Origin of the sequence: Salimicrobium jeotgali (genome assembly GCF_001685435.2) — a bacterium.
GTDB lineage: Bacteria > Bacillota > Bacilli > Bacillales > Halobacillaceae > Salimicrobium > Salimicrobium album.
In genome coordinates, this window is record NZ_CP011361.2 from 871,493 (window position 1) to 894,375 (window position 22,883).

Consider the following 22,883-nt stretch of genomic DNA (forward strand, 5'->3'; position numbering starts at 1 on the left):
GACTGGATAGTTCAATTATAGTGAATCTGATTATTGATGAACTGCATGGCGGCTTTCAGTGTTTTGGCATTCTTTTCGGTTATTTCCGGTTTTCTCGGAATCTTTTTGTAGGAGCCGTCGGGATCGTGCCACGTGTGCGGAAGAGAGAAAGGAGCTTCCGGTTCCCATTTTTCCAGCCATGCTGCCGGGAGTTCTCCCTGGAAAGGAGCCTGGTCCTTCATCACTTTCCATAGCTGCGCCCAGGCCCGAGGCACTACTCTCCATATATCATATCCTCCGCCCCCGAGAGCTACCCATTTCCCTCCGCAGTGTTTATGAGCGAGTTCATGGGTAAGGGCAGGGATACGTTCGTATATTTTCATCGTTGAACAGAGGTGTGTGAGCGGGTCATAAAAATGAGCGTCCGCACCATTCTGGGAAACGATGATATCCGGTTTGAAATATGCAGCGATTTTTTTGAAAGCGGATTCATATACGTCTAAAAAAGATTCGTCTTCTGTAAACGCGTCAATCGGTAAGTTGAATGCATAGCCGTAACCCTCTTTCAGTCCACGTTCATTGACATATCCGGTACCGGGGAAAAGATACCTTCCTGTTTCATGTATAGAAAAGGTACAGATATCCGGATCTCCGTAAAATGCCCACTGCACTCCATCTCCGTGATGTGCATCGGTATCCACATACATTACCCGCTGATTGTATTTCTTCTGTAAATATTTAATCCCTACGGCGCCGTCGTTATATATGCAGAAACCGGAGGCTCTTCGTTCGAAACCATGGTGAAGGCCGCCCCCCAGGTTAAGGGAATGATCGGTACGTCCTTGCATCACTTCATCGATAGCCGAAAGCGTACTTCCCACTATCAGTGAAGAAGCCTCGTGCATCCCTTTAAATATGGGAGTGTCTTCCGTACCTATACCGAATTCGAATCCCTCTTCTTCGGAGAGGTCGCCGACGCTCGCTTTTTTCACAGCTTCAATATACTCCCGGCTGTGAAAAAGAGCAAGCTCTTCTTCCGTGGCATAGCGCGGGGAAACGATATCCTCATCCTTAAGCGCCCCGGAGTCCTTCAGCAGATCGTAGGTGAGCTCTACTCTCATCTGGTTGAAAGGATGATCATCACTAAAGCGGTAAGTGGCGTAATCTTTGGAATATACGAATTTGGATGAACAGCTCATTGGGACATCCCCGGTTCCTTCGGCCAGAGTACCTCATATTCCGAATTTCTTAAGTCTTCGATCATCGGATACGGATTCATCGTCTGGACTCTGAAGACCACGACTTTGTAGTTGCTGTCGGGTTTGTATGGATAAACGAGAATGGAAGTGAGGTTCAGTTTTCTCTTTCCTACGATATTCACTACACCGGGCAGCATGCCGGGCCGGTTGGGTACCTTGACTTCGATTTGGGAACTCTGCACATTCGTCCCCGTAAGCTGGATGAGCGTATAAAGAAGATCTTTTTCTGTGATTATTCCGACCAGTTTATTATTTCTGGTGACGGGAACGCAGGCGATTTCATTATCATAGAAGATATTTGCAACCTCTTCGATAAAGCCGAGCGGATGTACGGTAATGACTTCGGTAGTCATAATGCTTCCCAGACTGTTGGAAAGTTCGCTGAGGTCGGAATCACGCTCAAATACTGAAGGACTGGCATCTCTTACGTCCCGGTCGGAAACGATACCGACGACGTACATGTCTTCATCGACGATTGGAATGTGACGGATCTGATGGGTGTTGAGGGTTTTAAGTGCATCTTCTATAGTATCTTCCGTAGTAAGCGTATGAACTTCAGTAGTCATCATTTCTTCAACGAGCATTGGTCAGGACCTCCTGTTTGAATACTGATGTTTCGTAAGGAAACGCAAATGGTCGAACTTATCCACATCGGATCCGCTGACGTTTTTTCCTATGCGGACCATTAGACAATTGGCAGGATGGGATATGATTTCGGGATCGTCTGTCGGAGCGGGCGTAAGGCCCCCGGCTCCCATCATCTTTTCCATCACTTTCCGGTACTGCCATATACTGAGTCCTGTGCTTTTCAGGTCCCAGTGCCAGTAGTATTCCGTGGAAATGATAATGTAGTTTTCCATATATTCATCAAGCATGGATACTTCTATAAGCTGGGAACCGACTCTGTATCCGCGAAAACCCGGGATCACCTCAATAGCGCCGAGCTCAATGAGGTTTTCCATTTTCCCTTCGGCCCAGCGTTCCAGAGGATCTGGATGAAGATAGGTGACATAGCCGACGATTGTACCTTCAAAACGGGCCACAATAATTCTTCCCTCCGGAAGATTAGCTATTCCTTTTATCGCTTCGAACTGTTTTTTGGGGGGACGAAAAGCAGTTAACTGGTCATGGAATGAATATTGGGAGAGCTCATCGGATGTAAGAGGACCTTCAATTATCAGGTCATTTGTATCCGTTTTCACATTCCTCTGAAAAAATGACTTTGTATGTTCCACATATCCACCGCCTGTAAAAATATTTCATGCTACTACCATATTACCTATAAAATAGCCGTTTGAAAAGAGTAACTCCTTTTCAAACGGCTATTCACTTCTGACGGGCAATACAGGACTATTCGGCAGTTACGGTTTCAGATAATCCTGATTCCTGTCCGTAGTAATCTACTGCTCTTACGGCGTAAACTCCGGAGGTACCGGAGAGGTCCATGGAAGTGGAGCCGGTGCTCCCGGTTTTGGAGAAGTTTCCACCCGGTGACCCTGCGCGGTATATTCTGTAACCGACTACATCATCGCTCGGGGAACTTCTCCAGCTGATAGTGTTCCCCTGCAAGCGGAGATTTCCGGGAGAAGAAGGGGGCTGTCCGTCGTTAGTTATATCCTCTCCGACTCCTGCTTCACTTTCGGGAGGGAGGGAAACATTTGACCATTCTTCCCTGTCCGGGATCAGGTGCTCAAGCGTCTTTTCGTTATCGTAGCCATTATTTTTAAGGAACTGGGGTTTCAGACTGACCCCGTCTCCCTCGCTCGTGATGAATTCCTCCGGTGTATCATCCCCGGCAGCTACGAGGTCTCCTTTTATCTCTGTGAAGTCCCCTTCTGTCAAACTGTCATCTTCTTCTGTAGGGGCATGCTCCTTGATATAAAGATCGCTCTTGGAAAGACCGACGGAGGAACACAGTTCGGAAGTTAAAAGGCCCGAAGTGGCACAGTAAGATTTCTCCACGATGCCGGCAGGCTGTTCAAAACGCTGTTCAGGAGCCATGAGATCCGGCCGGATTTCCGTTACCGCATTCACGACATCGGCCCACAAACTGTTGTTTCGGTCACTGTAGCCATTACTGTTCAGGCTTTCTTTGCGGTCATATCCCATCCACATACTTATGGTTACGTTAGGGTTGGTGGCTACAAACCATGCATCTTTGTAATTTTGCGAAGTTCCTGTCTTCCCGGCCCAGTCTACACCCGGGTTTGTAAGCTGACTCTTCACATCATCGGCCGTACCGTAATCGAAAACGTCACGCAGAACATCTATCGTGAGGTAGGAGGCCTGTTCACTGAACACTTCTGTCGACTCATTTTTATGCTTATAAAGTGTATCACCTTCTTTAGTAACTATTTCGTCAATCATATAAGCATCAGTATACGAACCCATATTTCCGAATGTAGCGAAACCGTTCGTATTTTCTTCCACCGTAACTCCATTGATGGTGGATCCTAAAGAGGTCGATAAGTTTTCGGCATCTTCAGCGGTAATCGCTTCAAAGCCCATTTTTCGCAAGTAATTGTCTGCAGGGTTCTGATCGACGAATTCACTGTAAGCTTTGACCGTCGGGACGTTCCAGGAATTGGCCAGCGCCTGCCGGGCGGAAACAAGTCCGTGATACCCTCCGGCATAGTTGTCTACACTTGTATTTTTATTCGGGTACTTGTACGGCACATCTGCCAGTACTGATCCCGGCTGCAGGGCTCCCAGATCAAAACCCGGCCCGTAGACGAGCAGCGGTTTCATCGTACTCCCGTTCGAACGTCTTGCCTGCGTAGCATGGTTCAGCTGCTGAACGTCAAAGTCGCGACCTGCAATGAATCCGCGGATAGCACCGGAAGAGTTTTCCTGGAGGATACTTCCGACTTCCACCGGGATTTCTTTCTCACTGATCTCCCCAGTTTCCGGATCCTCCACAGGGATAGTCCGCCATGTGTCGTAGTTATTATAATTATTCTTCACCCGCTGCATGACATCATAGACTTCTTTGTCGATCGTAGTGTGTACTTTCAGACCGCCCGAGGACAGGCGACGGTCGGCCAGAGTAGTGTACTCTTCCATCAACTGATTATCATTTTCCAGATCTTCCATCGTAAGACCATCTTTCTTGGCCAGCTGCTCTTTCAGAATTTCTCCGGCCCTTACTTTGATTTCACGTGTCAGGAAAGGGTAGTCGGAACTTGGTAAAGGTTTCGGAGAGGCGAGATTGGATTTCAGATCATAGGCAAGTGCTTTTTCATATTCACTTTCTGTGATATGTCCTTTTTCGTGCATACGTTCAAGTACTTCTTCCATTCTGTTCAGGCCAGGCTGGAGCCCTTCCTCTTCCTTTACACCGCCGGAGTTTTTAAAAGGAGTATAACCGAAAGGGTTCTGAGGGAGCCCGGCTATGAAAGCGGCCTGCGGAATGGAGAGCTCCCCGGCGTCTACTCCGAAAATTCCACGGGCAGCACTTTGGACGCCTGCAATATTCTGGCCGTTTGCGTTCCGGCCGAAAGGTACGATATTCATATAAGCTTCAAGAATCTGATCTTTATCGAAGAATTGTTCCACACGCAGTGCGTTCATAACTTCTTTTGCTTTTCTTTCAAAAGAGACTTCATTTGTAAGAATCTGGTTTTTGACCAGCTGCTGCGTCAGGGTGCTTCCTCCGGTTTTGGTACTGGAATTGGTTACCTGCTGCACGACAGCCCGTAACAGAGCTTTTGGCACAATCCCGTTATGTTCTCTGAAATTCTCATCCTCCGTTGCAAGCACGGCTGACGTAAGGTGATCACTGACGTTATCGAGCTGCACTTCCTCCCGGTATAAATCAGATTGAACGTCCCCGAGCAGTTGATCGTTCGTAAAATAAAGCTGTGAGGTTTCTTCATAATTATACAGATTGGAGGCCAGTTCCTCTTCGCTCCGTACAGGTTCATCCTCAACGAGAGAAGCGAAATAACCGGCACCTACCCCTCCAACAAAAAATACACCTATAATTCCGACGATAATAAAAAATAGTAAAACGTTCCATAAAACATCATATGTAATTCGTGTATACTTAAAAATAGTGCCGTCTTCCCAGCGTTTTCGAATAGTATCCCTGTTCCACTTCATGATTGGTGACCTCCTAAAATGACACTGCCAATTATATCATATCCGTAATATCAGATGCATGAGAGCCGAAAGAAATAATTGCTTTCAAGAACAATGTATGATAAAAATGATACATAATTAAATCTGTTAAAGCTATGAACGGTTGCAGTAGGTTCTGCGCACTTCTACACAGAGAGTCGATGGCTGGTGAGAATCGACAGAGGTTCAGAACTGAATTACGTCCGGGAGCATCTTCTGGTGTGAATCAGAGGACGGTTGCATGTATTTGCAGCCGTTATATAAATGAAGTGGCACATAAGTGCAACCAGGGTGGTACCGCGACCGTTAAGACCTCGTCCCTTTCCGTAAGGAGACAGAGGTCTTTTTTAATGCAGGAAAAAATTTATTTACAGGGGTGAAACGTATGCATATTTTAGACAATTTGTCCAAAAGAGGCCTGGTCAATCAGGTTACAGATGAAGAGGGATTGCGGAAGCACTTAAGTGAGAACCAGGTAACGCTCTACTGTGGATTCGATCCTACGGCCGACAGTCTCCATATCGGGCATCTGCTCCCGATTCTCATGCTGAAACGTTTTCAGAAAGCGGGACACCGGCCGATTGCTCTTGTCGGCGGCGGTACCGGTATGATAGGGGACCCGAGCGGACGTTCTACAGAGAGACAGCTGAACTCCGAGGAAACCGTGAAAGGTTTCAGTAAAAAAATCGAAAATCAGATGGCGGGAATCCTTAATTTTGATGAAGGGGAGAATGCTGCCGTAGCGAGAAACAACCACGAGTGGTTATCGGAAATGACGATCATAGATTTCTTACGTGATACGGGGAAACACTTCGGTGTCAACTATATGCTGGCAAAAGATGCGGTGGAGTCCCGGATCGAAGCCGGTATCAGCTATACAGAATTCTCCTACATGATTTTACAGTCCCTGGATTTCCAGAAACTTTACGAAAAGGAAAACTGTACCCTCCAGCTCGGAGGAAGTGACCAGTGGGGAAATATTACTGCAGGTCTTGAACTGTTACGCCGCTCGGCAGCGGGAGAACAGGAAGTGGAAGCCTATGGCATGACGATGCCGCTCATTACGAAAGCGGACGGTTCAAAATTCGGTAAAACGGCCGGCGGCGCTATCTGGCTCGATCCTGAGAAAACGAGTCCTTACGAATTTTACCAGTTCTGGGTTAACGTGGACGACAGAGACGTTATTAAATTCCTTCATTTCTTCACCTTCCTTGATTTCGATGAAATAGAAGAACTTGAACGGGAAGTACAGGAACGACCGGAACAACGGACAGCTCATAAACGGCTGGCCGAGGAAATGACCAGAATTGTTCACGACGAAACTGCGCTCGAACAGGCTCAGAGGATTACAGAAGCTTTGTTCAGCGGAGATATCAAATCACTGAACGCCGGAGAAATTGAACAGGGTTTCAAAGGTGTTCCAGGGTACACGGTGGAAGAAGACGGGAAACGACTGGTGGAACTGCTCGTCGAAGCGGGTATTTCTTCCTCGAAGCGCCAGGCCCGTGAAGATATTTCCAACGGGGCGATTTATATCAACGGAGAAAGAAATCAGGAAGTAGGTCATGAACTCGGAGAAGCGGACAAAATCGAAGGCAAATATACGATCATCCGCCGAGGTAAGAAAAAATACTTTTTCATCGAGTATAAATAAAAAGATGCGTACCTTACGGAAATAAAAGAAAAGCGGGTGGTATGGACATTCTCTCCATATCACCCGCTTTTTGATGTGTTTTTTATTCGATATCCTCCGGAAGCATCTTGAACCCGGAGATCTCTGCATCCTCCTCCACTTCGATCATAATGTAGCGTTTGCCGTTCCGGTTAACCTGCCTTACGTGCGGAAGATCCTGAGGACTGACGGATATGTTCGCCACTTTCGTACTTATTTTGATCGATTTTGAGTTGTACTTCGGAAGTACACTGCTCGCTTTCAGTTCATAGGATTCTTCATCCGTCACTTTGTGGAAAGCTTCTTTGACTTTTTCCTCTTCCACTTCATGACCGTTCTTGCTTAGGAAGCTCCTTATATCCCGATAATCCAGTTTAGGGGATTCATCCTCTTCACTGCCTTCAAGCGTATAATTGATATCTTCGTAGACACTTGCAAGTGTCGAAGGACTCATCCGGTCCCCGACTACATCTTTGACGACTTCTTCAAAGACTGCTTTATCCTCTTTTGCAGTCATTGCTTTTTCCCCCTCAAGAACTTCTTCCATGAAAAAAGAATCGGGCTCATTCGGTTTTCCGGCAGAGTAGAGCACTCTGTTCACATCTCCGGTGCCATCCGTGATGACAGGAAACAGAAAGCCGCCGAGAGGTTTCTTCAGATCGATGACGGGATCGACGTCCACTTTATATTTGAACGTTTTCTCTATGTAGTCGAACTGTATTTCTTTTTCCGGGGGGTCCGTCTGGTTAATACTGCACAGCATGAACTGGCTCGAGAGCATCGTGTCCCGGTCGGCTTCTTCGGATTCAGCTGAAGGTGTCGTCGTTTTCAAATACTCGCCTTTTACGAAGGTGATGACTATGTCTTTATCGTAGGCCTGTTCTTTCATTATTTTTTCGGTCATTTCGAGCATCTGCTCCGACCACTCCTCCGTGTCGTTACTCAACAGACTCTTGTGCAGAAGAAGCTGGGTAGGTTCCTCGGTATCCCGTCTGAATTTAAGTTCGAACAGCTTCTCATCCAGCTGCCCGGAGAGGAGTTTTTTGAAATTCTGCATGAACAGCTCCTGCTGGTCCTCTTCAAGCATCTCAAACGCCTGGTGCTGAGCGTGGAAAGGTTCGGAAGTTTCTTTCATAATGTACACCGTAAAAAGATCGGTGATATTTAAAAGGTCGGTATCGGTTTTCAACTGTCTGCGCAGGGCAGCTATATCTTTTTTATTCATGGATGGTCCCTCCTGTAAAGCAGTGAATTTTGCATAATGTCCATTATACCTTTCGTACGGAAATTCGGTAAGAGATTTTTTAGAGGAGCAAAAGGAAAAATAAGACCATGGGAACGAGACCCATGGTCGAAATAGCAGTAACTAATAGGAGATAGGAGCTCCCGGTCCCACCGGAATTCCGAGCAGCACCCATACCAGAAGGAGTACGAGCCATCCCAGAAGAAAAGCGACGGAGTACGGAATCATCATGGAGATAAGCGTTCCTATACCTATCTTCTTATCGTAACGTTGAGCAAAAGCGATGATGACAGGAAAATAAAGGAGTAAGGGAGTTACCATGTTAGTGACAGAGTCAGAGATTCTGTACAGTAACGTCGTAAACTCCGGTGAATAATCCAGATTCATCATAATCGGTACGAATACAGGGGCGAGAATCGTCCATTTGGCTGAGGAACTGCCGATGAAAAAGTTGACGAGCATGGTAATCCCCATAAAAGTAAGGATCAGTCCTGTTCCTGTAAAGCCGGTGTTTTTCAAAAACTCCGCTCCGTTGAAGGCGATGACCGTGCCAAGGTTCGTTTCACGGAAATAGGCGATGAACTGTCCCGCCGTGAATGCCAGAGCGATGTAGCCGCTCATGCTCGCCATCGTCTTTCCGAGTAGTGTTGTCAGGTCTTTATCATTTTGTATTTCCTTGGATACAATACCGTAGATAAGACCCGGAACAAAGAAAAGGACGAAAATGACAAAAACAAGAGCGTTAAAAAATGGGGAATCGATATAAGCACCGTCGCCCCGGAGCGGTCCGAGAGACAGGTAGACCATAATAGCAAAAGTTACGAGGAATCCGAGCCCTGCCAGGCGCATGCCGCGCTTTTCCCTGACAGTCAGTTTTTCCAGGTTTTCTTCTTCCTCTCCTTCATATTTACCGAGACGGGGCTCGACGATTTTGTCAGTGACGAGCGTACCGATGACAGTTATCAGGAGAACGGAAGCTGCCGCAAAGAAATAGTTCATCGTTACCGTAATCGTATCTGCATAAGCAGGATCGATTGTTCGGGCAGCATCCGCTGTAAGTTCCTGCAGGATGGCATCGGTCGAAGTCAGTGCCAGATTGGCACCGAACCCTCCGGAGACTCCCGCAAACGCCGCAGCGAGACCGGCGAGCGGGTGTCTCCCAAGTCCGAGAAACAAAACAGCGCCGAGAGGGGGAAGCACTACATAACCGGCGTTCACCGCAAGGCTGGACATAACCCCTGCAAATACGAGAGCTGCTGTCAGGAGCCGGTTCGGCACCCCGAATACGATGCTTTTCAATGATGAATGAATCAGTCCGGTCTGCTCAGCCAGCCCGATCCCGAGCATTGTAACAAGGACAGCGCCAAGAGGTGGGAAGGCGATGAAGTTCTCGACTGCACTGTTGAATATGTAGTCCAGTCCGTTCAGACTAAAAAGATTTTTAACTTCCACCACTTCTGATGTTGTGGGATTCGTAACAGAGACACCTGAAAAAATCCCGGATATGACTATGACGGTAAATGCTAATATTGCAAACAGCAACAAAGGGGATGGAAGTTTGTTTCCTATCCATTCTATTCCGTCGAGGGCGCGGAACAGCAATTTACGGAAGGGAGAAAGCTTCTCCGTATTGTTTTTCAATGTTTTTACCTCCTTTTAAACTTACCTTTTTACTAGGGATTAAATTTAACAGGGGCCCGGACGAAAGTCAAGAAAGTGAACAATGAACGATTTCGAAATAATTTGACAGCTGTGTCCGTTTTGAGTACTCTGACGGTTAAGCGTCAAGTCATGTATTTTAAGGCTTTGTTACGTCCTTTTTTTAAAGGAAAGGAAGCAAGAAAAAACATCGGGCTGGAAAAGTTATTTTTGAAAAAGATTGAATATCAGTAATTTTGGGAATTATTTCACTGTCGATAGGGCTTGAAAAGGTTATACTTGAAGGCTGAATTTCTGAAACAATCGAAGAAGGTTAGAGTAAAAGGGGGAGACGAATGAATATTTTAGTCTATCAGATGGATGTTATTCCGGGAGACCCGCAGGCAAACAGGGAGAAAGTAGGGAAATGGCTGGAGGAACAGGAACTTCATGACGTGGATCTGGTCATGCTTCCGGAGATGTGGACGACAGCTTATACACTACCGGAACTGGATAATATAGCCGAAGATCCTTCAGACAGTGAAACAGTCCGGTTTCTTAAAGAAGCGGCTGAGCGTTACCAAGTGCATATAATGGGAGGGTCCATCGCTGTTAAAAGGTATGAAAAAGTATTTAATCGGGCCCTGATTATAAATAACACAGGAGAGCTTATCTATCATTACGACAAAATGCATCTGGTGCCCATGCTGAATGAACCTGCGTACTTAAGTGGAGGAGAAGAGCCGGTAAGAGTATTTGAACTCGACGGGATCAAAATGGGGGTAGTTATCTGTTATGACCTGCGCTTTCCGGAAATCATCCGCAGTCTTGCTCTTCAGGGATGTAAACTTTTGTTCATCCCGGCGGAATGGCCGGAGAGTCGACGGACGCACTGGGATGTATTGAGTGCTGCCCGCGCTGTGGAGAATCAGATGTATGTGGTGACATGCAATCGCCCGGGCGAATATGACGGTATTACATTTGCAGGTTCTTCGGCTTTTATCGATCCGTGGGGCAACGTTCTGCAGAAAGGCAGTGTGGAGCATGAAGAAACACTGCGACAGGAATTAGAGCTTTCAAACGTTGCAGAAGTACGCGAAAACGTACCCGTCTTCGACAGCAGAGTACCTTCTCTGTACGATTAATAAAGCAGCTGGATTTTTTATGATTTGACGTTCCGGAATGGTATGGTTCTGTCTTGAATAAACATTATCCGACATGAATACAAAGTCGAACAACTGCAGAAATCGATCGAATATAAGAGAAAGGGAAGGTGGTGACCATGGGACAGAACCAGGAAGAGCTGAAGAAGAAAAAAGTACAAAGGCGGGTGCTGTGGGGAGCGATATTTCTGATGGCGACTTCTTCGATAGGCCCCGCCTTTCTGACACAGACGACGGAATTCACTTCCCGGTTTATGGCCAGTTTCGCTTTCGCTATACTGGCCTCTATCATCATCGATATAGGTGCCCAATTGAATATCTGGAGGATTCTTGTAGTCTCAGGTAAACGGGGACAGGACGTAGCTAATATGGTCTTCCCCGGGCTCGGTTATTAAGTCGCAGCACTTATCGTACTTGGAGGCATCGCCTTCAATATCGGGAATGTGGCGGGCGCAGGCCTTGGTATCAACGTACTTTTCGGTATCTCTCCGAAAATAGGGGCGGTCATTACCGGTATAATAGCCATTGTCATATCCACTGTTAAAAATGCCGAGAAAGTTATAGACATTCTTATCCCTATTTTAGGTGTAGTGATGATAGCCATGGTCGGATACGTCATGGTCACGACGAATCCTCCTGTCGGAGAGGCAATGATTCGAAGTGTTCTTCCGGAGGACTTTGGAGTTCTCGTACTGCCGGTCATAACGCTTGTCGGAGGCACAGTGGGCGGTTATATTACATTCGCGGGGGCCCACCGGCTGATAGACCGCGGTTTTAAGGGAGAAGAAGCCTTGCCGCTGGTCACGAAAGCGGCGAACTTCGGTATTCTGACCACCGGAGTAATGAGAGTGTTTTTATTCCTCGCAGTGCTTGGAGTCGTAGCCGCCGGTTATACACTGGATGAAGGAAACCCGGCAGCTTCCGTATTCCAGGTCGCGCTTGGAGATGTAGGGTATAAAATCTTCGGAGTGGTATTGTGGTCTGCCGCTATCAGTTCCTTCATCGGTTCCGCGTACACCAGCGTTTCATTTGTAAGATCTTTTCATCCTCAGCTCGAAAAATATTACAAATGGCTCATCGTCGGTTTCATCGCTTTTTCCACTATCATTTTTGCGATCGTCGGAGAGCCGGTCACGCTACTGATTATTGCGGGCTCGGTCAATGGTCTGATCTTACCATTAACTCTTGGTTCGGTTCTGCTGGCCTCAAGGAAGAAATCTGTCGTCGGGGAATATAAACACCCTGCTTGGATGCTTATATTCGGCATCGTTGCAGTGGTAGTGACCGTCGTAGCGGGAGTTCTTTCCCTGCAGGGGATCGCCGGTTTATGGCAGGGATGAAGTTGCGGTCGGATAGCAAATAAGCATACAAATGCACGGACGCACCAGTAGCCGAACATTATTGTTCCGCTGCTGGTGCGTCCGTTATTTCGGAATCGATATACCGTTTTCTGATCCGATACGATGTATTACCCGGAGTGTTTCGTTCCGTGTTTCTCGTTCCAGGCCTTGTAAGGAGATATGCCTTGAGAGTGACTTTCCCTTTCCATCGGCAATCTTCGCTGATTCATAGGTTTGGAAATTTCATCGTAGAAGTTTTCCAGCTCAAAATATTCCCGGTCATCGCGGTAGTATGTTTTATACTCATCTCTTTCAACAATGTACGTTACCTTCTCGGGGCTGCAGTAATAAATGGCGCCGAGACACATGGGGCAGGGGCTGGCCATGATGTATATATGACAGTCTGTTAAATGTTCCGTCCCTAACTTTATACAGGCGTCTCTGATAGCCAGAGTTTCCGCGTGTGCTGTCGGGTCATTTGTCTGGGCGGCCTCGTTGCCGCGTTCCGCGATAATTTCTCCGCCCTTTGTGATGATGCAGGAGAAAGGCCTGCCTCCCTCAGCGACATTATCTTCTGCCAGCTGAATCGTACGTTCAATAAAATTCATGCTTTATTCCTCCTCTATTTGCAAATCATTTAAAGAGTAATTCCCTCAGGAGATTTATTGAAACCGGCCTAGTGAGATTTGCTCAGTTATAGGAAAAGAAATATTTTCAGAATCCGGGAGGGAGATTCGATGCATGAGCCGGCTGCTTCTGACGAAGGGTTATATGTTAAAATGAAATAAATGGACAGGGAGGGGTCTGCTTGATTCCTGATAGGAAGAAAGAATATGTGGGGATAATGATTTCCAGAGTAATATTGAGCATCATGCTGATTTGTAGTGTGTATGCCTTTGTCGACAAGGAACCGGTTGTTGCAAAAACGCTTGCGGCAGCAGGGTTCCTCGGCATTGCATTTTTATTAGTCGTATCTTTTCAAGGGAGACGTTTCAATAATTGATTCTCCTGCACCCGGGCTTTAAAAGAAGATTCGGGGAGAGGGAAGCTTTCATTACTATAACAATAGCATATACGCAAAATGTAAGTTATAATTTTAATCGATAATTACTTGTTACTCGGGTAATCTTCATTTTCAGTTTACCAATATACATATTCACGAAAAGAGATGTCAGATGAATGCTTTAATTTCCAGATTTTTAAAAGGCGGCTTCATTCGTAAAGTATTAGTGATGGTCTCGGGGACGGCCGGGGCCCAGGCGATTATACTATTGGCTTCTCCTGTGATCACAAGGATTTATGGGCCTGAAGCTTTTGGTGTTCTCGGAGTTTTTATGGCTGTATCCATGATTTTGATACCCGCTTCGGGGCTCGGGTATCCGATCGCCATAGTGTTACCGAAGCATGAAGAGGAAGCGGTAGGATTAACCAAAATCTCTTTGTGGTTAAGTGTGGGCATGGCGCTGCTCTCACTGGTGATTGCCTTTCTGTTCGGAGAAGAACTGCTTGAATTATTGAATTTCACAGATATTAATAACTACTTGTACTTTATTCCTCTGGTCATTCTGTTCGGCAGTCTTCTTCAGATTTCGGAACAGTGGGCTGTAAGACTTCAGGAATTCGGCGTGATCGCAAGGACGAACATGTATCATGCTCTTATTGTGCAGGGGAGTATGGTGGGGATAGGTCTTATCTATCCATTTGCGTTCGTCCTTATTCTCATGAATGTGACCGGTCAGCTTTTGAAAGCTGTTTTTATGGGGACGGGCAGTCTGAGGAAAAGGAAATCGAAAGGCTCTATCGATGTTACTCATCCTCCGCTGAAAGAAACAGCCCGCAAATACAAAGATTTCCCCAGATACCGGGCTCCCGAGATGTTTCTGAATGCTGTGTCGCAGAACATCCCGATTATGCTGTTAAGCAGCCTTTTCGGTCCTGCTGCAGCCGGTTTCTTCACTTTGAGCAGAAGAGTTCTGGCAGCTCCGGCTACTTTGATTGGAAAAGCGGTAGGAGACGTTTTCTATCCGCGTATTACCGAAGCTTACTACAATAAAGAAAGCCTGCAGAAACTTATAAAGAAAGCCACATTAGGGCTTTCTCTTGCCGGTCTCATTCCTTATGGTACTGTAGTACTTCTCGGTCCCTGGCTGTTCGGCTTCGTCTTCGGTGATGAATGGGTGCAGGCAGGGGAGTATGCACGCTGGATGGCTCTGGCTTCTTTCTTCGGATTTATCAACAGTCCGAGCGTCAAAGCGCTGCCTGTATTGTCTGCTCAGGGCTTCCAGCTGTTGTTTACAATAGTTATGCTGATAGTGAGAATAGCTATGTTAGCAGTGGGTTCGTTCGTTTTTGAAAGCGACCTCGTAGCTATAGCTCTCTTCGGTCTCAGCGGAGCTGTCCTTAATTCGCTATTGATCATGATAACGATAAATATAAGTAAGAAGTTCGATGAAACATCATTAAATAAAACCGAAGGAGAATGAATATGCAAAAAACACATCACATACTCTGGACGGGCGGTTTCGATTCCACTTTCCGTGTACTGGATCTCGTTTTAAATAAAAAAAGACTGGTTCAGCCTCACTACATTATCGATGAGGAACGCCCTTCCACTAATAAGGAACTGGAAACCATCCATACGATTATCGCCCACGTCGGGATTATGGATATGAAGGCCGCCGAACGTATAAAGCCCCTGATTATCGTCAATAAAAAAGACATTACGTCCGAACAGGAGGATAAGGATAAGTTTGAAAGATTGGTATCAACTTCCTTTTTAGGCACACAGTATGTATGGCTACCTGCTTATCTGAAACAAAACGGCATTGCGGAAATCGAATCGGGAGCTCATAAGGATGACAATATCGAAACGTTCATTGCTGATTACGTTAAAAAAATAGAGGATAATGACGATTACTACTACATGCTAAAAAATGAATACGCAGACACCGATCTGTCCATATTCGCCCGCTTTCAATTTCCGCTGCTCGATTATTCGAAACTGGATATGGAAAGGATTGCTAAAGAAAGTGGTTTCCACCACCTTATGGAGATGACGTGGTTCTGTTACCGTCCGCAAAAAGATGGGCAGCCCTGTGGCTTATGCAATCCGTGCAAATATGCCAAAGAAGAAGGAATGGAAAGAAGAGTACCGAGACCGAGAATCGATGATTTTATAATGTTCTATTCATTAAAGTATTTAAGAAAAGCGAAAAGAAATCTGGTGAACGGGAGCGGTAGTAAGAAATGAAGGACTTTTTGTTTTCTACAGAGGAGTTTGCTGCGGCAGCTCTTAAAGAAAGAAGTGCGGATTCAGAAATATTCGCAGGGGAAACGATTCGGCAGTTTGAAGGTGAATGGGGTACACTGCTCGTTACCGAGGACTGTTATACTCAATACCAGCCTTATGAAGACGGGGAGCGCCTTTTTATCGTGCTGGGTGGACCTTTATACACCGGCCCGGAGTCTGAAGGTTTCCTTTCCGCTGTCCCACGCCTGATGGGTGACTGGGAGAATATCGATTTCTCCCGGCATTTCGATGGGCCTTTCGCTTTGCTTAAAGTAAATAAGGAAGAGAAACGGATGGATTGTGTAACGGATCTGCTTTCTTTTATCCCCGTCTACAGAGCAGAGCGGGAGGGACAGCTGCTGTTGTCTTCTCACGTGGACCTGCTGGCGGATGCAGCGGGAGAAAGAGAGAAGCGGGATGCTGTATCCGAACTGGACTTCGTTCTCCACGGAGCTGTTACGTATCCGTACACAGCGTACGAAAATATACGACAGGTTTCTCCCGGTACGATTCACACGATCGATAAAAATACGGCAGACATCAGCGGGAGAACCTGGTGGCTGCCTGAAGAGATTCTTCGTTACACTTCCATCGGGGAAGCGGCTGACGATTTAAGAAACACAGTCGAAACGTATGTTAACCGTGTAACGGAAAAAGAGTCTTCTGTCGCCCATTTTATAAGCGGGGGAGAGGACTCGAGAACGATAGCCGGACTGATTCCCGATCACCTTCATAAAGATTCTTTCGTGTTTCTGGATGATTTAAACCTTGAAGGTAAAATAGCCAAAAAATCAGCAGCTATTTACGGATCGAATTTCCACTTTTATGCGAGAGACCCGTTACACTATCTGTATATCCTGCCAGGCAGCAGCGAACTCGTCGGTTCCGGTTCGGAATACAAACACGCCCATACGTACGGATTTCATGAAAAAGCCGGTCTGAACAAATATCCGGTCGTACTCGGCGGTCTGTTTTCGGACGCTCTGTTGAAGGGGGCAAGGATCCGGAAGATACGCGGAAGCAAAAAATTCCCGTTTCTCCCTGATATAAAAGACAGCTTTTATACAGTCAATAAGGAAGCTGGTGTGGATATATTCAGGGAGGAGGTAATGAAAGCTCTTAGAAAGAGGAGAGAAGATCATTATCACACCATTAAAGAGATGAGACCTGAATCTGCGAAAGAATGGTTTCAGATGTGGCCGGCGTCCATGAATATGAACATACCCAATTTACATGTGAACCGCAGACTGTTTTGTTCATATGAGCCGTTTATGGCTAACGGCGTCGTGAAGATAAGTGCTTCCGTTCCTCAAAGTTGGAAAATGAACAGAAAACTTTTTCACAGGGCATTCAAACCATATTTGAAACCGGCATGGTGGTTGTGGCATTCCGATGGAAGATTCCCTTATTTCTCAAGGTATGCCAACATAATGCCGCAACTGTTCGTATGGATGTATATGAATCTTGCAGTTAAAACCGGAAGAATCAAAGGGCACCAGGGGCCTTTTGCTCACTGGGACACGATTTTTTCAAGCGAAGCTTTCCGGCAAACGAAAGAAGAGTATCTGAATTACGGGGGCGTTCTGCCACAGACGTTGAAATCAAACCACCCGTTCAGCAGCATTTTTGAGAGCGATCAGCTGGAGCCCCAGCAGAAAATAAATTTATTGCAGGTCCTCCATCATCATAAGACGGATGGATAAAGCCAGGAACGTCGTGAACGTATAAGTCAGGAGGTTAAGCATGCAACAGCCATTAGTAACGGTATTCATACCCATGTTTAATGCAGAGGAATATATTCAGAATACGCTGGAGAGTATATTGAACCAGAGCTATAAGAATCTGGAGGTGCTCGTAGTCGATGACGGGTCCTCGGACCGTTCAGTAGAAATAGTTGAACGCTATACCGATGATCGAATACGGGTTGTCACAAATGAGGAGAATAAAGGTATTCCTTATACAAGGAACGTAGGCCTGTCGCTTTCCAATGGAAAATACATGGCGATTATGGATGCGGATGATGAATCAACCCCTGAAAGAATCAGGGAACAGGTCAGCTACATGGAGGAACACTCCGACATAGATGCTGTAGGTGCCTACTACCGGGCTAAGGGGAGTAATAACTCCAGGATTATGAAGGCTTATCATACGTCATGGGAAGAGATTAGAATTCAGCTGATGTTCAACAACCAGCTTGGAAATTCTACCGCTATGATCAGGATGGCTACTGTAAGGGACAACAGGTTGACGTACAATGAGAGTTACTATGTATCCCAGGACTATGAATTCTGGTCCCAGTTGTCTAAAGTCGGCAAAATCGAAATTCTGCCACAAGTGCTGGTGGATTACCGCACGGGTCATTCCAATGCTACGAATGCTTCCCTCTCGAATAAGATGTTCGAACGGAAAATACTGATCGACGGGATTCATAAAGATTTACTGGAGCACTACGGTTTTCAGCTTTCCAATGAAGAAGTACAGGTATTCAATAATTTCTTCTTCCTGAATGTAGTTACTGTCTTTGATGAGGGATACGTGATGAGAATCAGGGAAGTGCTGCAAAAACTTCTGGATACCAACGAAGCTTTTGATAAGGAGCTTCTGAAACGGGTTCTCAGAGTCAACGTTCTGCGGGGGCTGAGCAACAGCAGTGTCAATCTTAAGCAAAAGACTGACCTGTTTCTTGATTTATTTCAGGAAATCACCTTCGAAGAAATATTCCATCTGCTTTCGCGACATTATCATAAGAAAGTGAAGGCGCTTCTGTGATGTAAAAGTACCGCTGACTCAAAAGCCGTATAATTTATACGGCTTTTTTGATTTTTTATCTTTACGATAGTATGTATTTGAATTAATAATGAACCGTTTGTTGATATTATTAAATGATGAAGGGATTTTTTATTGTGCTTACGGTTTGTGAAGAATACTTAAGTAACAATTGAAGAAGTCTGTGTAATTATCAAAAAAAAGATGATTAATTCAATAGGTAGTGTAATCAATTCCTATTTGTTCTAAATATGTAAAGTAATATTTCAAAGCTGTACAGTAAGTCTGTAGAGTATTGCTACTACTCTCCTGGTTATAGTGATATTTCATGTACTTTGCAACGGGTTCAACGGGTAATCGATTTGAATCAATTAGCAGATATACTTTTCTATTCCCAATCAATATTTGTTCTACCTTCATGAAAACATCTCCAACCAATTATAATTTACGATAGTGCTTCTACTTATATAAGGATTACCGTTATTGTCGTTTCTTTAAGATCCTCAAACTATCGTTTCTGCCGAGTGCTGCCCTCGCACCGAAGCTACGTCCTCAAAAGGCAAACAAACGTTCCTGTATATTGTTACATTTTATACTTATTAAACCCTATATTCAACCATTATTTATTCAATTAATTATGTAAAAAAAGGGGGTAAGTAGCCTTCATAATAGACTGATTACCCAATGGAATAGTATCTTAATTTAACATTCGTGAATGCCCAGTACTCCCGGTCGCCGTAGCCGATATCTACAACAACGCGGGAAGCACGATCGCCACTCTGATCTCCGCCGTCCACGTCGATACGTTCATAGCCGGAAAACAGATCTTTGTTCGCTTCATTGGAAGATGGTTGGGTCTCGGTCTCCGGGGTTTCGGATGCGGTCGTCGTTTCTTTTTCCTTTTCTGTCGTTTCTTGAGAAGGCACTGGGTCTTCCGTTTCCTTGTTTTCTTCTTGGGTTTCCGGTTCTTCCTCTGTCGTGGTCTCGTCGGCCGCGACTTCTTCGGTTTCTTCAGGTTTCTCAGGGGTAGAGGTCGCTTCGTCCTCCGCACACCCTAACGTAACGAACATGGTCAGCAGCAAAAAAACGTACATAATCATTTTTTTCATGGGAAGGCTCCTCTCGGGATGATAGATGAATCACAGGGACCTCGGGACCGCCCCGGGGTCGTTGTAGTTGTAGTATATCATCTTCGTTTCGGTTGGGGGGGGAAGAGGAAGAAAAAAGCCCCTTCCATATATGTGCAGATGCAGGGGCGTGTCGAACCCTACCTATCCGTTCAGGAAGGAGAAAAAAAGGAGGTCGTTTGGAGGTGGAGTGTTATTTCTAATAGTTTTTCGAAAGAACAGAAAGGTTAGATATAAAATTAGGGGAAGACTCCCTCGTGAAGTACTTCCCCTTTAAAGATTATTATTTATATTTATATCTAACTGTAAAGTGTGGATCCCTTTGGTAAGAAAACTCAGTAGCAAGTTTACCAGTTTCTTTTAGTTTTGTTTTGACTTCTTCAATGTTAGCTCCGTTGTCCGCTAAACCTTTAGTTTCTTTATCATCTATTGTAGCTTCTTTTGGAGTAATAACAGTCAAAGCTACTTTAGATCCATTAGGCATTTTCCCATCAATTGGAAGTCTAATTTGAAAATCGAACGTTTTGCTTTCTACAGGAAAGAGCTTGTAATCATAACGAAGTTCATATACGTATTCATTATTATTGTTCGTTACTTGCCTCAATTTAGTCTTAACTAAAGCATTTTTTAATATTACTTTAGCAGCGTCTTCAGCAGTTTCACCAATTTTATTACCCTCAGCAAGGATGTTTTCAGTTCCCTCAGTTAATTCTTCTTCCGTATACGGTCGAAATTCCAGACCTTCACCGAGAATGAATTCCATAATATGATTTTCTAATGAAGTTTGTGAAGGGACATAATACTGAGAAGTTAACTCTGAAGAAGTTACAATTGTAGAGAAAACTGAAATCTCATCATATTCAATATCAGCATAGAGCGAAGTAGGCCTTACAAGAACAGTGGCATCTTGAACTTTTAGATTATTCGGCAATTAAATGCTCCTTCCCATATTTTGTAATAAATGAATTGAATGCAATTCACCTTCCTAATTATTTCATTAAATATCAAGAATAGTCAAACGATTATCTGTTCTTGGTATTTTTTGTGCGAAAATTATTTTCTCTTAGTCACACCTTTGAATGAACCGGAGCCACTAGCTTTTTGGTTCATGAATCGTCCAGTTTTACTGTTTCTCTTTGTCCAATTGCCATTAGGAGCTTTGAACTGACTCCGTGATTTCACCGCGCCTATTCTTCCTTTCTTTGGTTTTCCATTTGTAGCCACGATAACCCTCCTTTTTTACTTAATGGGAACAAACGTTCCTATTATATTATAAAATATGAGAATTTTGAATTCAACATATTCTGTTTTAATTTGTTTTTTATCTATATATTGAATTAAACTGAGTCTATACTGAACAAATATAATTAAACTTCATGTGTTAAAATGGAAGAACTTATTATATGTTTAAATCTTTCAATTTCTATAGTTAATCCCTGTGTTTGTCTTCAGAAAATGATTTGATGAGGGTGAAATAATGATAACGGAGCATATTCATAATCAAACTAAAAAATATACAAAAAAGACAACGAAAGATGCAAGAAAGAAAATAGGACAGTTTTTCACTCCTACTCCAGTTGCTAACTATATGGCAAATTTAGTAACAGTTAATCATCAAGAAATTAAGGTGTTGGACCCAGGTGCAGGTACAGGAACGTTGACTGCTTCTTTTTGTGGATCATGTGAGTGGGAAAAACTTTGAACGCGAACAGTATCAGTTATTGAAACGAATTCTCCGGAAGGGGGATGTGTTGTACATACATTCTCTAGACCGGTTTGGCCGGAACAAAGACGAGATTATACAAGAGTGGAACGAACTCACAAAAACAATGCAGTGTGACATTGTCGTGCTAGATATGCCCCTCCTGGATACGCGAGAACAAAACGATTCGATGCGTACCTTTATCGTCGACATGGTACTTCAGATTTTGTCCCGGGTGGCGGAGGAAGAACGAACACGCATTCGCCAGCGGCAACGCGAAGGGATTGATTCAGCCCAGCGCAAAGGGGTGAAACTGGGTAGACCACAGGTTCCTCTTAATGAACGTTTCAAGGAAACCTATGACCAGTGGAAAGAAGGGAATATCACGGTCGTTGAAGCATCTAGACGTATCAATGTAAATAAAACAACATATTACCGTATGGTAAATCGCTATGAACAAGAATTGTAACTTTCCCAATAGATGTTAATTTTGTAATCTAGAATTTTTACGGTGGATGAAATTTTTAACTAATTTTATAACCCCTGAATGAATTTAAAAGTGAATTAGTGTAAAATAATCACAAGTGAGGTATTATATAGACCTATAATTTTGGGGGCCCTGAAATGATATTAGAAAAAATAAAAATCGAAAATTTTCGTATGTTGAAAGATTTTGAATTAGATTTTAAAGAAGATCTTTCTTTAATTGTCGGAAAAAATAATAGTGGAAAAACTTCTCTATTAACAATAATGGATAAATTCCTTAATTCGAAACATTTCCAATTTAGATGGGATGATTTTCATTCAGACTATCAGAAATCATTCTATAACATTTTAATGAATCAATAAGAATTTAATAATGTAGGAGGTATCAAACAAACATTATTTATAAAATACGACCATAGCGATAATTATGCCAACATACAAAAACTTATGCTGGATCTCAATCCAAACAATAACATCGTAGTTTTAGAATTTTATTATTCCATTTCTCAAGAAAAATTAAAAAAACTCAAAGAAGACTTAGAAAGAAACAAAAAAACTAATTGGGAAGACCTTATGAGGTACATGAAAAAAAGAACCAATTTCCCTTTATTTGGATTAAACAAAAAATGGAGTGGTAAATTATACTGTTTGATGAGGTGAGAATGACCAAGTAATGACTATCTTTAATTATTCGTATAGCTAGGATAAGTAAACAATTCAGCTAAATTATTCTCGAAGGGGGTCATAGGAATGGAAAATAAGAAAACTCCGTATGTAATTTATTGGATTATTATAGGTATCGGAATACTGTCATTTACAGTACCTATCTTCCGTGAGTACGGGATCATCACTACCTTAATACTCACGTTCCTCTGTGGTATCTTTAGTGGGGCAATAGCAATGGTTATTGGTAAACGTAGCTTTATGTATATAAGTGGCTTGCTATTGATTAGCCCATGGGTGTTTTTATTATCTAAACATTTTATCAATTAATATAGACCGTTGCTTTTTAATAGTGAGAATAAGACTTTAGTTCCCACCTCTGTTCTTTGAAAATATACAATGAAAATGCCGGTTGTTTTACTGTTGATGACAAAACC

The 22,883-nt window shown here is 44.1% G+C and carries 21 protein-coding genes, 1 pseudogene and 1 other annotated feature; of the genes and pseudogenes, 12 read left to right on the forward strand and 10 right to left on the reverse strand.

From position 1 onward, the window contains the following. Positions 1-11: 11 nt before the first annotated feature. From AAV35_RS04345 to AAV35_RS04360, 4 genes are all read right to left on the reverse strand, one after another. On the reverse strand, positions 12-1,178 hold the full coding sequence (locus tag AAV35_RS04345; protein ID WP_008590862.1) for an acetoin utilization protein AcuC: 1,167 nt from the start codon (positions 1,176-1,178) through the stop codon (positions 12-14). Then, positions 1,175-1,822: an acetoin utilization AcuB family protein gene (locus AAV35_RS04350; RefSeq protein ID WP_008590864.1), complete on the reverse strand. Its 648-nt coding sequence runs from the start codon at positions 1,820-1,822 to the stop codon at positions 1,175-1,177. The genes AAV35_RS04345 and AAV35_RS04350 overlap by 4 nt, the downstream gene beginning before the upstream one ends. Before the next feature lie 3 nt (positions 1,823-1,825). Next, positions 1,826-2,473, reverse strand: coding sequence for a GNAT family N-acetyltransferase (locus AAV35_RS04355; protein WP_008590865.1), 648 nt, complete (start codon positions 2,471-2,473; stop codon positions 1,826-1,828). Between the two features lie 115 nt (positions 2,474-2,588). Then, positions 2,589-5,339, reverse strand: a complete 2,751-nt coding sequence (locus AAV35_RS04360) for a transglycosylase domain-containing protein (RefSeq protein ID WP_008590867.1) — start codon at positions 5,337-5,339, stop codon at positions 2,589-2,591. 125 nt (positions 5,340-5,464) lie between these two features. Next, positions 5,465-5,682: a binding site (T-box leader), on the forward strand. A gap of 60 nt (positions 5,683-5,742) precedes the next feature. Here AAV35_RS04360 and tyrS point away from each other — a divergent pair. Beyond that, the gene (gene tyrS / locus AAV35_RS04365) at positions 5,743-7,011 is read left to right on the forward strand and encodes a tyrosine--tRNA ligase (RefSeq protein WP_008590868.1); all 1,269 of its coding nucleotides are present in this window, start codon (positions 5,743-5,745) and stop codon (positions 7,009-7,011) included. A gap of 82 nt (positions 7,012-7,093) precedes the next feature. Here tyrS and AAV35_RS04370 read toward each other — a convergent pair whose 3' ends face one another. After that, positions 7,094-8,254, reverse strand: coding sequence for a DUF4317 family protein (locus AAV35_RS04370; RefSeq protein ID WP_008590870.1), 1,161 nt, complete (start codon positions 8,252-8,254; stop codon positions 7,094-7,096). 141 nt (positions 8,255-8,395) lie between these two features. Continuing rightward, entirely contained in the window at positions 8,396-9,913 is a 1,518-nt protein-coding gene (locus AAV35_RS04375; RefSeq protein ID WP_008590872.1) for an AbgT family transporter, read from the reverse strand. Between the two features lie 353 nt (positions 9,914-10,266). Here AAV35_RS04375 and AAV35_RS04380 point away from each other — a divergent pair, with 353 nt between their 5' ends. Then, positions 10,267-11,055, forward strand: a complete 789-nt coding sequence (locus AAV35_RS04380; RefSeq protein ID WP_008590874.1) for a carbon-nitrogen family hydrolase — start codon at positions 10,267-10,269, stop codon at positions 11,053-11,055. A gap of 137 nt (positions 11,056-11,192) precedes the next feature. Next, positions 11,193-12,413, forward strand: a pseudogene (locus AAV35_RS04385) (NRAMP family divalent metal transporter). A 128-nt stretch (positions 12,414-12,541) separates the two neighbouring features. On the opposite strand, the gene AAV35_RS04390 reads toward AAV35_RS04385, so the two are convergent. Continuing rightward, a complete protein-coding gene (locus AAV35_RS04390) occupies positions 12,542-13,021 on the reverse strand; it encodes a nucleoside deaminase (RefSeq protein WP_008590881.1) in 480 nt (159 codons plus the stop codon). 200 nt (positions 13,022-13,221) lie between these two features. On the opposite strand from AAV35_RS04390, the gene AAV35_RS04395 reads away from it, so the two are divergent. The 5 genes from AAV35_RS04395 (at position 13,222) to AAV35_RS04415 (ending at position 18,471) form a co-directional block, all read left to right on the forward strand. Further along, a complete protein-coding gene (locus tag AAV35_RS04395; RefSeq protein WP_008590883.1) occupies positions 13,222-13,416 on the forward strand; it encodes a hypothetical protein in 195 nt (64 codons plus the stop codon). A gap of 172 nt (positions 13,417-13,588) precedes the next feature. Beyond that, positions 13,589-14,896 carry a lipopolysaccharide biosynthesis protein gene (locus AAV35_RS04400; protein WP_008590885.1) on the forward strand — a complete coding sequence of 436 codons (1,308 nt, stop codon included), beginning with the start codon at positions 13,589-13,591 and terminating at the stop codon, positions 14,894-14,896. Positions 14,897-14,898: 2 nt separating this feature from the next. After that, the gene (locus AAV35_RS04405; RefSeq protein WP_008590886.1) at positions 14,899-15,663 is read left to right on the forward strand and encodes a 7-cyano-7-deazaguanine synthase; all 765 of its coding nucleotides are present in this window, start codon (positions 14,899-14,901) and stop codon (positions 15,661-15,663) included. After that, on the forward strand, positions 15,660-17,405 hold the full coding sequence (locus AAV35_RS04410; protein WP_008590888.1) for an asparagine synthase-related protein: 1,746 nt from the start codon (positions 15,660-15,662) through the stop codon (positions 17,403-17,405). Before AAV35_RS04405 ends, AAV35_RS04410 begins: the two co-directional genes overlap by 4 nt. A gap of 40 nt (positions 17,406-17,445) precedes the next feature. After that, entirely contained in the window at positions 17,446-18,471 is a 1,026-nt protein-coding gene (locus tag AAV35_RS04415; RefSeq protein WP_008590890.1) for a glycosyltransferase family 2 protein, read from the forward strand. A gap of 674 nt (positions 18,472-19,145) precedes the next feature. Here AAV35_RS04415 and AAV35_RS04425 read toward each other — a convergent pair. The 3 genes from AAV35_RS04425 to AAV35_RS14485 all read right to left on the reverse strand — a co-directional run bounded on the left by AAV35_RS04425 (position 19,146) and on the right by AAV35_RS14485 (position 20,819). Continuing rightward, entirely contained in the window at positions 19,146-19,577 is a 432-nt protein-coding gene (locus AAV35_RS04425; protein WP_008590894.1) for a hypothetical protein, read from the reverse strand. 301 nt (positions 19,578-19,878) lie between these two features. Beyond that, positions 19,879-20,526: a hypothetical protein gene (locus AAV35_RS04435; RefSeq protein WP_008590899.1), complete on the reverse strand. Its 648-nt coding sequence runs from the start codon at positions 20,524-20,526 to the stop codon at positions 19,879-19,881. A 122-nt stretch (positions 20,527-20,648) separates the two neighbouring features. After that, on the reverse strand, positions 20,649-20,819 hold the full coding sequence (locus AAV35_RS14485; RefSeq protein ID WP_008590901.1) for a hypothetical protein: 171 nt from the start codon (positions 20,817-20,819) through the stop codon (positions 20,649-20,651). A 253-nt stretch (positions 20,820-21,072) separates the two neighbouring features. Between AAV35_RS14485 and AAV35_RS04440 the strand changes: the two genes are divergently transcribed. The 4 genes from AAV35_RS04440 (at position 21,073) to AAV35_RS04455 (ending at position 22,776) form a co-directional block, all read left to right on the forward strand. Continuing rightward, positions 21,073-21,297: an N-6 DNA methylase gene (locus AAV35_RS04440; protein WP_008590902.1), complete on the forward strand. Its 225-nt coding sequence runs from the start codon at positions 21,073-21,075 to the stop codon at positions 21,295-21,297. Next, complete coding sequence (locus AAV35_RS04445; RefSeq protein ID WP_073991984.1) at positions 21,278-21,766, forward strand: recombinase family protein; 489 nt, start codon at positions 21,278-21,280, stop codon at positions 21,764-21,766. The genes AAV35_RS04440 and AAV35_RS04445 overlap by 20 nt, the downstream gene beginning before the upstream one ends. A 155-nt stretch (positions 21,767-21,921) precedes the next feature. Next, positions 21,922-22,146 (forward strand): AAA family ATPase, encoded by a 225-nt coding sequence (locus AAV35_RS04450; RefSeq protein WP_008590906.1) that lies wholly within the window; start codon positions 21,922-21,924, stop codon positions 22,144-22,146. Between the two features lie 387 nt (positions 22,147-22,533). Continuing rightward, the gene (locus AAV35_RS04455) at positions 22,534-22,776 is read left to right on the forward strand and encodes a hypothetical protein (protein ID WP_008590908.1); all 243 of its coding nucleotides are present in this window, start codon (positions 22,534-22,536) and stop codon (positions 22,774-22,776) included. Positions 22,777-22,883: the final 107 nt, after the last annotated feature.

Excerpts from the sequence above, each read along its gene's own strand:
- AAV35_RS04345 (WP_008590862.1), bottom strand. The coding sequence starts at position 1,178 with ATGAGCTGTTCATCCAAATTCGTATATTCCAAAGATTACGCCACTTAC.
- AAV35_RS04350 (WP_008590864.1), bottom strand. The coding sequence starts at position 1,822 with ATGCTCGTTGAAGAAATGATGACTACTGAAGTTCATACGCTTACTACG.
- AAV35_RS04360 (WP_008590867.1), bottom strand. The coding sequence starts at position 5,339 with ATGAAGTGGAACAGGGATACTATTCGAAAACGCTGGGAAGACGGCACT.
- tyrS (WP_008590868.1), top strand. The coding sequence starts at position 5,743 with ATGCATATTTTAGACAATTTGTCCAAAAGAGGCCTGGTCAATCAGGTT.
- AAV35_RS04370 (WP_008590870.1), bottom strand. The coding sequence starts at position 8,254 with ATGAATAAAAAAGATATAGCTGCCCTGCGCAGACAGTTGAAAACCGAT.
- AAV35_RS04380 (WP_008590874.1), top strand. The coding sequence starts at position 10,267 with ATGAATATTTTAGTCTATCAGATGGATGTTATTCCGGGAGACCCGCAG.
- AAV35_RS04390 (WP_008590881.1), bottom strand. The coding sequence starts at position 13,021 with ATGAATTTTATTGAACGTACGATTCAGCTGGCAGAAGATAATGTCGCT.
- AAV35_RS04400 (WP_008590885.1), top strand. The coding sequence starts at position 13,589 with ATGAATGCTTTAATTTCCAGATTTTTAAAAGGCGGCTTCATTCGTAAA.
- AAV35_RS04405 (WP_008590886.1), top strand. The coding sequence starts at position 14,899 with ATGCAAAAAACACATCACATACTCTGGACGGGCGGTTTCGATTCCACT.
- AAV35_RS04410 (WP_008590888.1), top strand. The coding sequence starts at position 15,660 with ATGAAGGACTTTTTGTTTTCTACAGAGGAGTTTGCTGCGGCAGCTCTT.
- AAV35_RS04415 (WP_008590890.1), top strand. The coding sequence starts at position 17,446 with ATGCAACAGCCATTAGTAACGGTATTCATACCCATGTTTAATGCAGAG.
- AAV35_RS04425 (WP_008590894.1), bottom strand. The coding sequence starts at position 19,577 with ATGAAAAAAATGATTATGTACGTTTTTTTGCTGCTGACCATGTTCGTT.
- AAV35_RS04440 (WP_008590902.1), top strand. The coding sequence starts at position 21,073 with ATGATAACGGAGCATATTCATAATCAAACTAAAAAATATACAAAAAAG.
- AAV35_RS04450 (WP_008590906.1), top strand. The coding sequence starts at position 21,922 with ATGATATTAGAAAAAATAAAAATCGAAAATTTTCGTATGTTGAAAGAT.
- AAV35_RS04455 (WP_008590908.1), top strand. The coding sequence starts at position 22,534 with ATGGAAAATAAGAAAACTCCGTATGTAATTTATTGGATTATTATAGGT.